The 12,814-nt window shown below is 74.1% G+C and carries 10 protein-coding genes; 6 read left to right on the top strand and 4 right to left on the bottom strand.

Features of this window, described 5'->3' with window-relative positions; genetic code table 11:
* The first annotated feature begins 69 nt into the window (after positions 1-69).
* Positions 70-1,101, top strand: a complete 1,032-nt coding sequence (locus NOCJ54_RS0105635; RefSeq protein WP_232221682.1) for an alpha/beta hydrolase — start codon at positions 70-72, stop codon at positions 1,099-1,101.
* Positions 1,102-1,111: 10 nt separating this feature from the next.
* On the opposite strand, the gene NOCJ54_RS0105630 is transcribed toward NOCJ54_RS0105635, so the two are convergent.
* From NOCJ54_RS0105630 to mshD, 3 genes are read right to left on the bottom strand one after another with little or no spacing between them, the layout of a single operon-like run.
* Positions 1,112-1,723, bottom strand: a complete 612-nt coding sequence (locus tag NOCJ54_RS0105630) for a hypothetical protein (protein WP_028654719.1) — start codon at positions 1,721-1,723, stop codon at positions 1,112-1,114.
* Positions 1,705-6,273 carry a hypothetical protein gene (locus NOCJ54_RS28055; protein ID WP_051485500.1) on the bottom strand — a complete coding sequence of 1,523 codons (4,569 nt, stop codon included), beginning with the start codon at positions 6,271-6,273 and terminating at the stop codon, positions 1,705-1,707. Before NOCJ54_RS28055 ends, NOCJ54_RS0105630 begins: the two co-directional genes overlap by 19 nt.
* Positions 6,274-6,303: 30 nt before the next feature.
* Positions 6,304-7,173: a mycothiol synthase gene (gene mshD, locus NOCJ54_RS0105620; RefSeq protein WP_036516951.1), complete on the bottom strand. Its 870-nt coding sequence runs from the start codon at positions 7,171-7,173 to the stop codon at positions 6,304-6,306.
* Positions 7,174-7,291: 118 nt separating this feature from the next.
* On the opposite strand from mshD, the gene NOCJ54_RS30480 reads away from it, so the two are divergent.
* Positions 7,292-8,287, top strand: a complete 996-nt coding sequence (locus NOCJ54_RS30480; RefSeq protein WP_269634517.1) for an FMN-binding glutamate synthase family protein — start codon at positions 7,292-7,294, stop codon at positions 8,285-8,287.
* Positions 8,191-8,883 carry a glutamate synthase-related protein gene (locus NOCJ54_RS30475; protein WP_269634519.1) on the top strand — a complete coding sequence of 231 codons (693 nt, stop codon included), beginning with the start codon at positions 8,191-8,193 and terminating at the stop codon, positions 8,881-8,883. Before NOCJ54_RS30480 ends, NOCJ54_RS30475 begins: the two co-directional genes overlap by 97 nt.
* 10 nt (positions 8,884-8,893) lie before the next feature.
* Here NOCJ54_RS30475 and NOCJ54_RS0105610 read toward each other — a convergent pair whose 3' ends face one another.
* Positions 8,894-9,628: a response regulator transcription factor gene (locus tag NOCJ54_RS0105610; RefSeq protein ID WP_028654717.1), complete on the bottom strand. Its 735-nt coding sequence runs from the start codon at positions 9,626-9,628 to the stop codon at positions 8,894-8,896.
* A 127-nt stretch (positions 9,629-9,755) separates the two neighbouring features.
* On the opposite strand from NOCJ54_RS0105610, the gene NOCJ54_RS0105605 reads away from it, so the two are divergent.
* The 3 genes from NOCJ54_RS0105605 (at position 9,756) to NOCJ54_RS0105595 (ending at position 12,515) form a co-directional block, all read left to right on the top strand.
* Positions 9,756-10,031, top strand: a complete 276-nt coding sequence (locus NOCJ54_RS0105605; RefSeq protein ID WP_028654716.1) for a MoaD/ThiS family protein — start codon at positions 9,756-9,758, stop codon at positions 10,029-10,031.
* 122 nt (positions 10,032-10,153) lie between these two features.
* Positions 10,154-11,578 carry an O-antigen ligase family protein gene (locus NOCJ54_RS0105600; protein ID WP_028654715.1) on the top strand — a complete coding sequence of 475 codons (1,425 nt, stop codon included), beginning with the start codon at positions 10,154-10,156 and terminating at the stop codon, positions 11,576-11,578.
* 1 nt (position 11,579) lies between these two features.
* Positions 11,580-12,515 (top strand): UDP-glucuronic acid decarboxylase family protein, encoded by a 936-nt coding sequence (locus tag NOCJ54_RS0105595; RefSeq protein WP_028654714.1) that lies wholly within the window; start codon positions 11,580-11,582, stop codon positions 12,513-12,515.
* The last annotated feature ends 299 nt before the right edge of the window (positions 12,516-12,814 follow it).

Genomic DNA, 12,814 nt, shown 5'->3' with positions numbered 1-12,814 from the left:
GCCGGTGGTGAACAGCGGGTGGCGCCAGCACGACCCCACGATTCCCTACCTGTGAGTAGGTTGTGCTCCGTGAACCTGCGCTCCACGGTCGAGGCCACTGCCCTGCGGACGATCATGGGCCTGCCGGGTCCCGCCCTGCGCGCCGTCGCCGGCCGCCCCCTCGTGCTGGACGGGCAGGCCCTGGCCCCCGACCTCCAGGCGATGCTGCGCCTGCAGCGCATCGCGCGCAAGGGCGACCTGGGCGGCACCGACCTCGCCCGCGGCCGCGCCGCCATGCGCGCCAACGCGGCCCTGGTCGGGGGTGACCAGCCGATCGGCGCGGTCCGCGAGCTCACCGTGGCCGGCCTGCCGGCGCGCCACTACCTGCCGCACGGCGCCCGCCCCGCGACGCAGCCGCAGCCGGTGCTGCTGTTCTTCCACGGCGGCGGCTTCCTGTACGGCGACCTCGACTCCCACGACGCACCCTGCCGCGTGCTCGCGGAGGAGTCCGGCGTGCCGGTCCTCGCCGTCGAGTACGGCGTCGGACCCGAGCGAGCTTTCCCCGGCGGCTTCGACGACGCCGTCGCTGCCCTGCGCTGGGTCGTCGAGCACGCCGACGAGCTCGGCGTCGACCCGGGGCGGGTCGGCGTCGCCGGCGACTCCGCCGGCGGCAACATCGCCGCCTGGGCCGCGATCGAGGCTGCTCGCTCCGGCATCCCGCTGGCGTTCCAGCTGCTCGTCTACCCCTGCACCGACCCCGACCGCGACACCGAGAGCCTGCGGCTGTTCGGCGAGGGCTTCTACCTGACCGCGGACTCGATCGGTCAGTTCAACGAGGTCTACCTGCCGACCGCCGCCGACCGGTCCGACGCCCGGGTCAACCTGCTCGACGTCGAGCTCCCCGAGGGGCTCGCCCCCGCCCACGTCGTGACCGCGGGCTTCGACCCGCTGCGCGACGAGGGCGAGGCCTACGCCCGACGCCTGGCCGACGCCGGGGTGAAGGTCGAGCAGCGTCGCTTCGTGGACCAGATCCACGGCTTCCTCAACATCGTCGGGGTCGGCCGCACCAGCCGTGCCGCCGTGCTCGAGATCGCCGCGGCGCTGCGCGCCTCCCTCCGCTGAGGACGTCGGGTCACAGCTCGGGGCGGTACTCCCGCAACCGGCCGGTGAACTCCACCGAGTCGACCATCGAGGCATCGATGACGAACGGGTCGAGCCCGCGGCGGCCGAAGCGCACGGCCCAGGTCGGGCTGCCCGGCTCGCCGACGACCTGCACGTCGGTCTCCGGCCGGCGCAGGTCGAAGCGGTACGACGACTCGCCCTGCTGCACGTAGACCATCCCGCGCACCACGCTCACCTCGACCGGCACCACCCTGGTGCGCGCCGCGCCCCACGCGAGGCCGACCGTGAGCGCGATCATCACGACGCCGAACGGGCTCACGATCTTGCCGTTGAGGATCGTGAGCAGGGTGACCATGCCGGCGACCACCGCGGTCGCGCCGAGCACCAGCGAGAGCACCCGCGGGTCGCTCCCGTCGCCGACGAGACGGTCCTCCGTCGTACCGTCGAAGAGGGAGAGGTGGCTGTCGTCCGCCTGCGCGGCGAGGCTCGCCCTGGCCTCGGCGAGCTCGGCCTCCAGCTCGGCGACCCGGGCCTCCGCCTCCGCGCACCGGCGGGCGAGGGCGTCGCGCTCGGCGCTCAGCGCCGCGTGCTCGGGGTCGGTGCCTAGAGGTCCGGTCGCCATTGCCGCAGTGCCTCCAGGAAGAGGTGGGAGTCGACCATCCGGCTGTCGATGGCGACCGGGGACATGCTGCGGCGCAGGATGTTGATGCGCCAGTTGCGCGAGCCGGGCGTCCCGGTCTGCTCGATCTTGGTGTTCGGGCTGGTCAGGTCGAACTGGCTGCTGAAGTCGCCGACCACGACCTTGAGCACGCCCTGCTCGTCGATGGAGACCGACCGGGTGTTGCCGATCGCGCGGAGCGCGAACAGGAGCAGCGCGGTCGCCACCACCGTGAGCGTGGCGCTCAGCGGGATGTCGTCGAGGATCGTCTGCTGCCACGCCATGCGGCCGACGACCGCTGCGCACGCGACGGCGATCAGCAGCGAGACGACCGCGAGGCTGCCGCTGCCGCGCTTGGCGTGGAACGGGATCTTCCTCTGCTCGGCGGCCTTCGCGGGGGTGTCTGCGGCCAGGGCGGCCAGCGCCTCGCGGGCGGCGTCCTGGTGGGACGGCCGGCGCGGCGCGGCGGGCTCGGCCGGCGGCTCGACGACGGAGTCCTCGACCTCGATGACCGTGGTCGGCTCCTCGACCGGCTCCTCCGCGGCGACCGGCTCGGGCTCGACGGCGGGCTCGTCGGTGACGACCTCGGCCGCGGCGACGACCTCGGGCTCGGGCTCGATGACCGGCTCGGCCTCGAGGACCGGCTCGGGCTCGAGGACCGGCTCGGGCTCGAGGACCGGCTCGGGCTCGATGACGGGCTCGGGCTCGATGACGGGCTCGGGCGCGAGGACCGGCTCGGCCTCGACGACGGGCTCGTCGGTCGCGGCGTCCTCGTCGAAGGCGTCGTGCAGGGGCGACAGCTCCGCGGCGACGGGCTCGTCGGTCGCGAGGACCGGGTCCATCACCGAGTCGGGGGAGTCGGAGGCGTCCGCGGAGGTGCGCCACAGGGCCGGCAGGTCCGGCCGCACGACCACGACGTCCTCGGCCTCGTCGGCCGCGTCGACGTCGACCAGGTCGTCGGTCTCGTCCACCGGCTCGACGCCGGCACGCCACTGCTCGACGAGCGACGGCGCCTGCTCGATCTCGGCGAGCACGGCCGGGGCGACCGGCTCGGGGTCGGCGACCTCGCTCGACGACACGACGAAGGTCGCGTCGTCCTCGACGACGCCCACGTCCGACCCGTCCGCCTCGTACGACGCCAGCAGGTACGGCTCGTGCGGCAGCTCCTCGGCGACGGGCTCCTCGACAAGGGGCTCCTCGACGACCGGCTCCTCGACGACCGGCTCCTCGACGACCGGCTCCTCGACGACCGGCTCCTCGGCGACCGGCTCCTCGACGACCGGCTCCTCGATGACCGGCTCCTCATCGGCGGGCTCCTCGGCGACGGGCTCCTCGACGACCGGGACGGCACCCGCCGCCAGGCGAGCCCGGATCTGGGCCACGTGGTCGGTGAGCCCGGCGGTGGAGAGCTCCGCCTCGGCGCGGGCCCGGGCAGCCTCGGTGAGGGCCTCGTCGCGGTCCTGGGCGAGCGCACTCGCCCGGGTCTCGGCCTCGATGCGGGCCTCGGCGAGGGCGGTGGCGCGGGCCTCCGCCTCCAGGCGGGCCTGCAGCGCCTCCTCGAGCGCGCGCTCGCGCTCGGCGGCGAGCTCCAGCGCGCGGGCCTCGGCAGCAGCACGAGCCTCGGCCTGCTCGGCCGCGGCACGCTCGGCCTCGGCGCGGGCACGGGCGTGCTCGAGGGCGGCCTCGCGGGCCTGGGCCAGCTCGGCCTGGACCTCCTCGAGGGCGGCGGTGTGCGCGGCGGCGGCCTGCTCCAGCTCGGTGAGGGCGCTGGCGGCGCGGGCCTCGGCCTCGGTGCGGGCCTGGGCGGCCTCGGCCGCGAACTCCGCAGCCAGCGCCAGGGCCTCGGTCGCGGCCTTCTTCTCCTCGGCCAGGGCGGCGGCGGAGTCGTGGGCCGCTGCGGCGGCGGCCTGTGCCTCGCGCACCAGCTCCAGCTGCTCGCGGGCAGCCTCCTCGGCGAGTCGGCGGGCCTCGTGCGCCTCCTGGGCGCGCTGGGCCTGCTCGGCGGCGGACTCGTCGGCGGCGACGCGGGCGGCGGCCTGCTCGGCAGCGCGGGCGGCGGCCTCCTCCGAGCGCAGCTCGGCGGCCTCGGCGGTCTCGAGGGCGATCCGGGCGAGCTCGGCCTGCTCCAGCGCTGCCTGCTCCGCGGCCTGCCGGGCCTGGTGGGCCTCCTGGGCGAGGCGGGCGTGCTCGGCAGCGGCGCCCTCGGCAGCGGCGCGCTCGTCGACGGCCTGACGGGCCAGGGCGCCGTGCTCCTCCGCGCTCGCGGCGGCCTGCTCGGCGAGCAGGCGGGCCCGCTCCTCGGCGGCCTCGGCGGCGCGGTGCGCCTCCTGGGCGAGCGCAGCCTGCTGGTGGGCGGCCTCCTCGGCGAGCGCGCGGGCCTGGGCGATCTCGGCCGAGGTGCGCTCGGCGGCCTCGCGCTCCTCGAGCATCCGGCGGGCGAACTCGGCGTGCTCCGCAGCGCTGACCGCGGCGGCCTCGGCCATGACCCGGGCCCGCTCCTCGGCAGCGGCTCGCTCCTCGTGGGCCTGGCGGGCTGCCTCGGCAAAGCTGCTCGCGAGCGCCTCCGCCTCCTGGCGGGCAGCAGCGGCAGCGGCGGCCTGCTCGGCCTGCTCGCGAGCCTTCGCCTCGGCGGCCTCGCGCTCGGCGTGGGCGGCCGCGGCGAGCTCGGCCTGGGCGATGGCGTTGCGCTCCGCCTCCTCGCGGCGGGCGGCCTCGGCGTCGGCGAGCTCGGCACGCTCGCGGGCGGCGCGCTCGGCGGCCTCGCGAGCCTCGGCCTCGGCGCGGGCGAGCTCCTCGGCCTCGGCCCGGGCACGGTGCGCGGCCTCGGCGGTCTCGGCCTGCTCGCGGGCGAGGCGGTCGGCCTCGGCGCGCGCCTCGCTGGCGCGCTGCGCGGCCTCCTCGGCAGCGAGCCGCTCGGCCGCCTGCTCGGCGGCCGCCAGCTCGGCGTCGCGGCGCATGCGCGCGGCAAGGGCCGCGACCACGTCGGCGTTCGCGGGCGCCTCGGTCGGCTCCTCGGCGACGGTGGTGTCGTCGGCCTCGACGACCGGGGCGAGCTCGGCCTCGATCTCGGCGCGGGCCTGCGCCAGCACCTCGGCGGGCCGGCGCGGGACCTCCGGCGCCTGGTCGATGTCGGGGATGCGCTCCTCGAGCATCGGCGGCTCGACCGGCTCGGCCAGCGGGCGGGCTGCTGCCTTCGGCGCCGCTGCGGGCGAGGTACGCCGCCGCAGCCGGGCCAGGCCCTTGGGGGCGGGCACCGGCGTCGGCTCGGCGAACCCGCCGTCGACGGCCGCCGCGATCACGCGCTGGCCGGCCTCCTCGGCGGTGCTGCTGCGGTCGACCACGTCGCCGCTGAGGCCGCGGCGCGGCGCGGGCTCCTCGGCGGCAGGCTGCGCGGGCGCGGCCTCGTCGACGGTCTCCTCCGCCGGGGCCTCGTCGGCCCCGGCCTCGAGGCCGGGGTCCGTCCGGGGAGCGTCGTCGTCCACGTCGTCGATGCCCTCGTCCACCACGACCACGTCCTCGATCGGCGCGGTCAGCGGGTCGGGGAGGGGGTCGGTCAGCGGGTCGGGGGCCGGCGCGGCGGGCAGCTCGTCGACGGCGTCGACCGGCAGCACCACCTCGTCCTGCGCGGCGGGGGCGATGGGGTCGTTCAGCGGGTCCGCGACGGCGGGCCGGGTGGCGCGGGAGATGATCTCGGCCCAGTCGTCCCCGGCGATCGTGCCCTGGTCGGGATCGGCGAGCGGGGACGGGGCCGGCCAGGCCAGCGGAGCCTCGCCGTTGTACTCCGCGACCTCCGGCTCGTGGCGCACCCGCGCCATCCGCGCGGCGAGGCCGCCCTCGACCGGGGCGGGCTCCTCGCGGTTGACGGCGCGGTCGATCAGCGCCGCCCAGTCCTTCTCCTCCGGCCCCTGGTCGACGACCGGAGCGGTCTCGTCGGTGCCGTCGGTGCCGGCGCCGACGGTGTCGTCCGTGTGGTCGGCGCCGTCCTCGTCGCCGTCCTCGTCACCGTCCAGGGGGGCGGCCGCTGCTCCAGCCTCGACACCCGCGTCCTCGGTGACCGCCGCGTCCTCGGGGGTCTCCTCCGCGCCGGGCACCTCGTCGCCGGCCTCGACGAGGTCCACGAGGTCGTCTCGAGCGTCACCGGCGACGTCGTCCGGCACGACGAGCGCGGTCCAGTCCACGTCCTCGTCGTCCGTCGCGGTCGCCGCGGGACCGCTGCGCGCGCCCACCCGGGCGGCGATGTCGTCGGTGTCGTCGGGGTCCCCCAGCAGGTCGGCCGGCGGCTCGTGGGCCGCAGGCTCGGTCGGCGCGGGCGCGTCCTCGCCGTCGACGACGGCGGAGGTGTGGCTGCGGCGCAGCAGCTCCTGGAGGTCGTCCTCGTCGAGCTCGCCGACGACCGGGGCCTCCTGGTCGTGGCGGCGCCAGAGCCGTCCACGACGTCCCCGGCCGCGCGCAGGGCGCGACTCGGCAAGCCGGGCGTCCTCCGACCCCGGCTCGTCGTCAGGGACAGAGCTCATGGAAGGTAAATCTACTCAGGGGCCACGGAGTTACGGGGAATGTTCCGAAACCTCCGCACGGCGGTACTGGGCATGGGTGTCGGACGGGTCGTGGGTGAAGCCCACCTGCTCGTAGACGTGGCGGGCCGGGGCGTTGTCGGACTCGACGTAGAGGATCACCTCGGACACGCCGCGCGCGGCGAGGTGCTGGAGCCCGGCGACGGTCAGCAGCTTGCCCAGGCCGCGACCCTGGGCAGCGGGGTCGATCCCGACGACGTACACCTCGCCGGTGTGCTCGTCGTGCTGCTTGGTCCAGTGGAAGCCGAGCAGCCGTCCGTCGCGGTCGACGGCCAGCAGCAGCCCGGCCGGGTCGAACCACGGCTCAGCCGTGCGCTGGGCGAGGCCCTCGTGGTCCAGGGCCCCCTGCTCGGGGTGGTGGGCGAACGCGGCGGCGTTCACGGCGAGCAGGGCGTCGGCGTCGCCGGCGCCGTAGTCGCGGATCAGCACGCCCTCCGGCGGGCTCACCACCGGCAGGGGTACGACGGTGGGGCGTCGCATGACCCACAGCTCGCGCGTGCGGGCGAACTGCAGGCGGTCGGCCAGCGTGCGCGCGGCAGGGTGGTCTCCGTGGGACCAGGCCGTCAGGGGGCCAGGGGCCGCGGTCGCGAGCCCGGCCAGCCGGGTGCCGAGACCCCGACCGCGGGCGTCCGGGGTGACCACGAGGTCGAGCTCGGTGCCGCGGCGCAGGGCGAAGCCGTCGGCGGTCACGAAGGCCTCGACGTCGTCGAGGCCGTGGTGCTTGAGGCGCAGCAGCGCGGCCTCGTCGAGCGGCTCCGCGCCGTCGTGGGCGCTCGCCGCCGTCCGCACCGCCTCGATCGCGTCGAGCGCGGCGGGTCCGGTGAGGAGGGCGTCGGTGGGCACCCGGCGACGCTACCGACCCCCGTCGGACGGCCGGGGCACCACCCCCCGCGCCCACGGCCCCCGCGCCCGGTCCGGTGGAGGCGTTTACATGCGACGCCCCGCGCTGTAGACCTGCTCCATGAGGCTCAGGCACGCGGTGGGAGGGGCGGCGGCGACCCTGGGGGCGGTGGCCGTGCGGGACCTCGTCCAGAAGAAGCACGCACTCCGGCGGAACTTCCCGATCATCGGGCACGCCCGCTACTGGCTCGAGCGGGTCGGCCCGGAGCTCCGGCAGTACATCGTGACCAGCAACGAGGAGGAGCGGCCGTTCAGCCGCGACCAGCGCACCTGGATCTACGCCTCCAGCAAGGAGCAGAACAACTACTTCGGGTTCGGCACCGACGTCGACGTCGAGCACACCCAGGGCCACGCCTACATCAAGCAGCGCACCTTCGCCGACAAGCTGCCCAGCGACCACGACGCCAACTGGACGCTGCCCAGCGCCAAGGTGCTCGGCGGCCCCCGCGGCCGGGCGAAGGCCTTCCGCCCCGGCTCGGTCGTCAACGTGTCGGCGATGAGCTTCGGGTCGCTGTCGTCGAACGCGATCACCGCGCTCAACAAGGGCGCGGCCGCCGCCGGTTGCCTGCACAACACCGGCGAGGGCGCGATCTCGCCGTACCACCGCAACGGTGCCGAGCTCGTCGTCCAGATCGGCACCGCCTACTTCGGCTGCCGCGACGAGCACGGCCAGTTCTCCCTCGAGCGGCTCAAGGAGATGATCGCCTCGGCGCCGGTCCGTGCGATCGAGATCAAGCTCAGCCAGGGCGCCAAGCCCGGGCTCGGCGGCCTGCTGCCCGCCGCCAAGGTGACGCCGGAGATCGCCCAGATCCGCGGGATCCCGGAGGGCAAGGACTGCGCGTCGCCCTCGCGGCACACCGCCTTCCACGACGTCGACTCGATGCTGGACTTCGTCGAGATGCTGGCCGAGGAGACCGGGCTGCCGGTCGGCATCAAGTCCGCGGTCGGGTCGATGGAGTTCTGGGAGGAGCTCGCCCGGCTGATGGAGCCGCGCCAGCGCGGCGTCGACTTCATCACGTCGACGGCGGCGAGGGCGGCACCGGTGCGGCGCCGCTGATCTTCGCCGACTCGATCTCGCTGCCCTACCGGATGGGCTTCTCGCGGGTCTACGGCACGTTCGCCGAGCTGGGCCTGACCGACGACGTCACCTTCATCGGCTCGGCCAAGCTCGGCCTGCCCGACAACGCCGTGGTCGCCTTCGCGCTCGGGGCGGACATGATCAACGTGGCCCGTGAGGCGATGCTGTCCATCGGTTGCATCCAGGCGCAGAAGTGCCACACCGACCACTGTCCGACCGGGGTCGCCACCCAGAACCCCTGGCTGGTGCGCGGGCTCGACCCGGAGCTGAAGGCGGAGCGGGCGGCGGTCTACCTGCGCACCTTGCGCAAGGAGCTGACCCGGATCTCGGCGGCGATCGGCGTCCCGCACCCGTCCCTCATCACCTGCGCGGACGTCGACATCTTCAACGGCGACTACGAGGCCCGCTCACTGGCCTCCGTCTACGGCTACAAGGACGGCTGGGGCGAGCTCGGGCCTGCGCTCAGGGCCGAGGTCCTGAGGTTCATGCACCCCGAGGACCACTTCGACGAGCGCGGCGAGGAGACGCAGGGCCGCGAGGCCGAGCGTCGCCAGGACCAGCCCGGCCCACGGTGAGGCGAGCGGCTCAGGCGTCCTGCGCGTCGCGCTCGCTGACCCGTTGGGCGTCCTCCTCGGCCCCCTTGGTGGGCAGCACGAAGCGGTAGCCGACGTTGCGGACGGTGCCGATGAGGGTCTCGTTCTCAGGCCCGAGCTTGGCCCGCAGGCGACGGACGTGGACGTCGACGGTGCGCGTGCCGCCGAAGTAGTCGTAGCCCCAGACCTCCTGCAGCAGCTGCTGCCGGCTGAACACGCGGCCCGGGTGCTGGGCGAGGAACTTGAGGAGCTCGAACTCCTTGAACGTCAGGTCCAGGGGGCGGCCGCCGACCTTGGCGGTGTACGTCGCGTCGTCCACCACGACCTCGCCGGACCGGATCACGTGGGCCTCGGGGTCGGCGGCGTCACGGGCGGCAGCCAGGCGGCCGATCGCCAGCTTGATCCGCGCCTCCAGCTCCGCCGGGCCGCAGGTGTGCAGCACGACGTCGTCCATGCCCCAGTCGTGGTTGACCACGGCGAGGCCGCCCTCGGTCGCGACGAGGATGACCGGCACGTCGGTGCCCGTCGTACGGATCAGCCGGCACAGGTCGCGGGACCCGGCCAGGTCCTGCCGGCCGTCGACGAGGATCAGGTCCGAGTCGGGGGCCTCGAGCAGCGCGCTGCCCTCGGCGGGCAGGATCTTCACGTGGTGACCCAGCAGCGCGAGCCCCGGCAGGACCTCGGCCGACGGTTGCAGCGCGCTCGTCAGCAGAAGGAGAGTGCTCATCCTGGTCTCCTCACTGGACCCGCGGGGCGGGACCGTGTCGAGAGACCGAAACGCAACGCTGGGCCCCGGCCGGTTTTCGTGTGGGGGACGATACCGAAACAGGGTCGCAACCGGGAAGGACGAGTCCGTGAATGAGACCGAGGTCATCCGGGTCCGCTACTGGGCCGCCGCGCGCTCGGCGGCCGGCGTCGCCGAGGAGGCGGTCGAGGCCAGCGGGCCGCTGACGCTGGCCGAGCTGCGTGACGAGGTGGTGCGCCGGCACGACGACGGGCGCTTCGCCGACGTCGTCAAGGTGTGCTCGGTGCTGGTGGGCGAGCAGCCGGTGTCCTCCGGCGACCCGGGCGCGGTCGTGGTGCAGCCCGGCGACACCGTCGAGTTCCTCCCGCCGTTCGCCGGCGGCTGAGGGCCCGGCGAGAACCTGTTCCGCCCCACCACGGGCAAGCGCCGACATCCGGGACCCGGTGACACTAGACTCCCCGAGGTCGGTCGTCCCGTCGACGCCCGAACGCCGTCCAGAGGAGAGCAGTGCCCACCGAGACGACCGTGCGCCCCCAGCAGGCGGCCCGGCCCTTCGTCGCGCCCGCGGGCAGCAACGCGGTCGTCACGCTCGCCGCGATCGGCCTCGTCGTCGGCCTCGTCTACCTCGGCACCACCAACGACCTCGTCGTCGGCCTGGTGACCGTCGGCGCCGCGCTCTACATCGCGCTGCTGGCCGTGCTCGGGTCGACGCGGCTCGGGATCCTGACCCTCGCCGGCGCCTTCGCGACCGCGCCCGCCTACAAGGGCCTGGCGCCCGAGGGAGCCACGGTCACCCCGACCGACGCGCTGCTCGTCGTCGGCTTCGCGCTCCTGCTGCCCGAGATCCTGCGCGGGAAGCTGAAGCTCCCCCTGCCATACATCGTCGGCATCACCGTCGTGTTCACGTTCGGGTGGATCGCCACCATCCGCTCCGAGCGCTCGCTGGAGAGCGCCTTCGCGCTGATCTTCTGGCTGATCGTGATGACCGCGTTCCCGGTCGGGATCCTGCTGTGGCGCCCGGCCCGACGCGTCATCCACTTCCTCGCCTGGACCTACGTCGCCGGCCACGTCGCCAGCTGGGCCGGCGGAATCGTCACCGGCGGCATCACCCCGCAGGGCCGCCACTTCGGGATGACCAACCACCCGAACTACTTCGCCGAGGCCGCGATCATGGCGATCGCGCTGCTGATCTTCCTCTTCTTCGAGTACAAGCACTGGGTGCTCAAGACGGCGACCATGGGTGCCGCCGCCGTGTGCGGGATCTCCATCCTGTTCAGCGGCAGCCGTGGCGCCACGATCATCGTGGCCGTCCTCGTGCTGATGATCCCGATCGTGGAGCGCTCGGCCATCACCGGCTTCTTCTACGCGCTCGTCGGGGCCACCGTGGTCGCCGCGGCGCCGTACCTCCTCGAGATCACCGGCAACGCCTCCGCGATCGACCGCCTCCTCGGCGGGGGGTCCGCGTCCGGCTCCGACATCGCCCGCTCCGAGGGCCTGCGCGACGGCCTCAGCAGGTTCTGGGAGAGCCCGTTCTTCGGCGACGGCCTGATCGACCTGTTCGAGATCCACAACAACGTGCTGCAGGTCGCGGTCGGCATCGGCATCTTCGGCCTCGTCGGCTTCCTCCTGGTGATGTTCTCGCTCGCCCGGCCGCTGTTCGAGGACGTGCCCTACCGCCGGCTCTGCTACACCGTGTGGGGCTACCTGGGCTGGGGGCTGCTGATCCCCAGCCTCTACGACCGCACGCTGTGGATCCCGATGTGCCTGGCGGCCGTGTGCTGGGTGGCCTCCGCCGACTGGGGCGACGACCACCCCGACAAGGCGCGCTCGACCGCGCTGGCCGGCCCGGACGGGTCCGACGCCGCCGGGACCACCGGCACCACCGACACCACCGACACCACCGAGACCACCGACACGATGGCGAGGAACTGACATGCGGGTGCTCGTGACCGGAGGCGCCGGGTTCCTCGGCTCCCACCTCTGCGACCGGCTCGTGGCCGAGGGCCACGACGTCCTCTGCGTCGACAACTACTACACGGGCACCAAGGACAACATCGTCCAGCTGCTCGACAGCCACCGCTTCGAGCTCATGCGCCACGACGTCACGTTCCCGCTGTACGTCGAGGTCGACCGCATCTACAACCTCGCCTGCCCGGCGTCGCCGATCCACTACCAGCGTGACCCCGTGCAGACCACCAAGACCAGCGTCCACGGCGCGATCAACATGCTCGGCCTCGCCAAGCGGGTGCGCGCCCGGATCCTGCAGGCCAGCACCAGCGAGGTGTACGGCGACCCCGAGGTCCACCCGCAGGTCGAGGAGTACTGGGGCAAGGTCAACCCCATCGGCATCCGCAGCTGCTACGACGAGGGCAAGCGCGCCGCGGAGACCCTGTTCTTCGACTACTGGCGCCAGCACTCGCTCGAGATCAAGGTGATGCGGATCTTCAACACCTACGGTCCGCGGATGCACCCCGATGACGGCCGCGTCGTCAGCAACTTCATCGTCCAGGCCCTGCGCGGCGAGCCGATCACCATCTACGGCGACGGCCAGCAGACCCGCAGCTTCTGCTACGTCGACGACCTGATCGAGGGCATGTGGCGGCTGATGGAGAGCCCGGCCGACTTCACCGGCCCGGTCAACGTCGGCAACCCGACCGAGAACACCATGCTCGAGCTCGCCGAGGCCGTCATCCGGCTCGTCGGCGGCCGCTCGCGCATCGAGCACCGGCCGCTGCCCTCCGACGACCCGCGCCAGCGCCGCCCCGACATCAGCCTGGCCCGCAAGGAGCTGGACTGGGAGCCGACCGTCGCGCTCGAGGACGGGCTGCGGGAGACGATCGACTACTTCAAGCATCGTTTGAGCCTGTAGCCGCAAGCGCGGTGCCTGTTGTGCTCGCCCCTGTTGCGCGAGCGTGTCGCGGTTGGCTCCGGTAGAGGGCTGAGTCCGTCTGGCGGCAAGCCTTGGGTTCGCCGCGACCAACTCCGGGGCGCTCGGGCGGGCTGTGGCGGTGACAGTCCGGTGGGTCGGGCCGGTGGTTTCGGGGCTCGGCCGCGGGCGGCCTCGCACCTCAACCACCGGCGGCAGGGCCGGGTCGCGGCGTACCCGGACATGACAAGAGGCCGCCGCCCCCTCGGGGCGACGGCCTCTCGTGCAGGTGCGGGGTGGGC

Origin of the sequence: Nocardioides sp. J54 (assembly GCF_000519005.1) — a bacterium.
Taxonomy (GTDB): domain Bacteria; phylum Actinomycetota; class Actinomycetes; order Propionibacteriales; family Nocardioidaceae; genus Nocardioides.
Note: the sequence above shows the minus strand (reverse complement) of the source record. Positions and strands in the feature narration are given on the sequence as shown.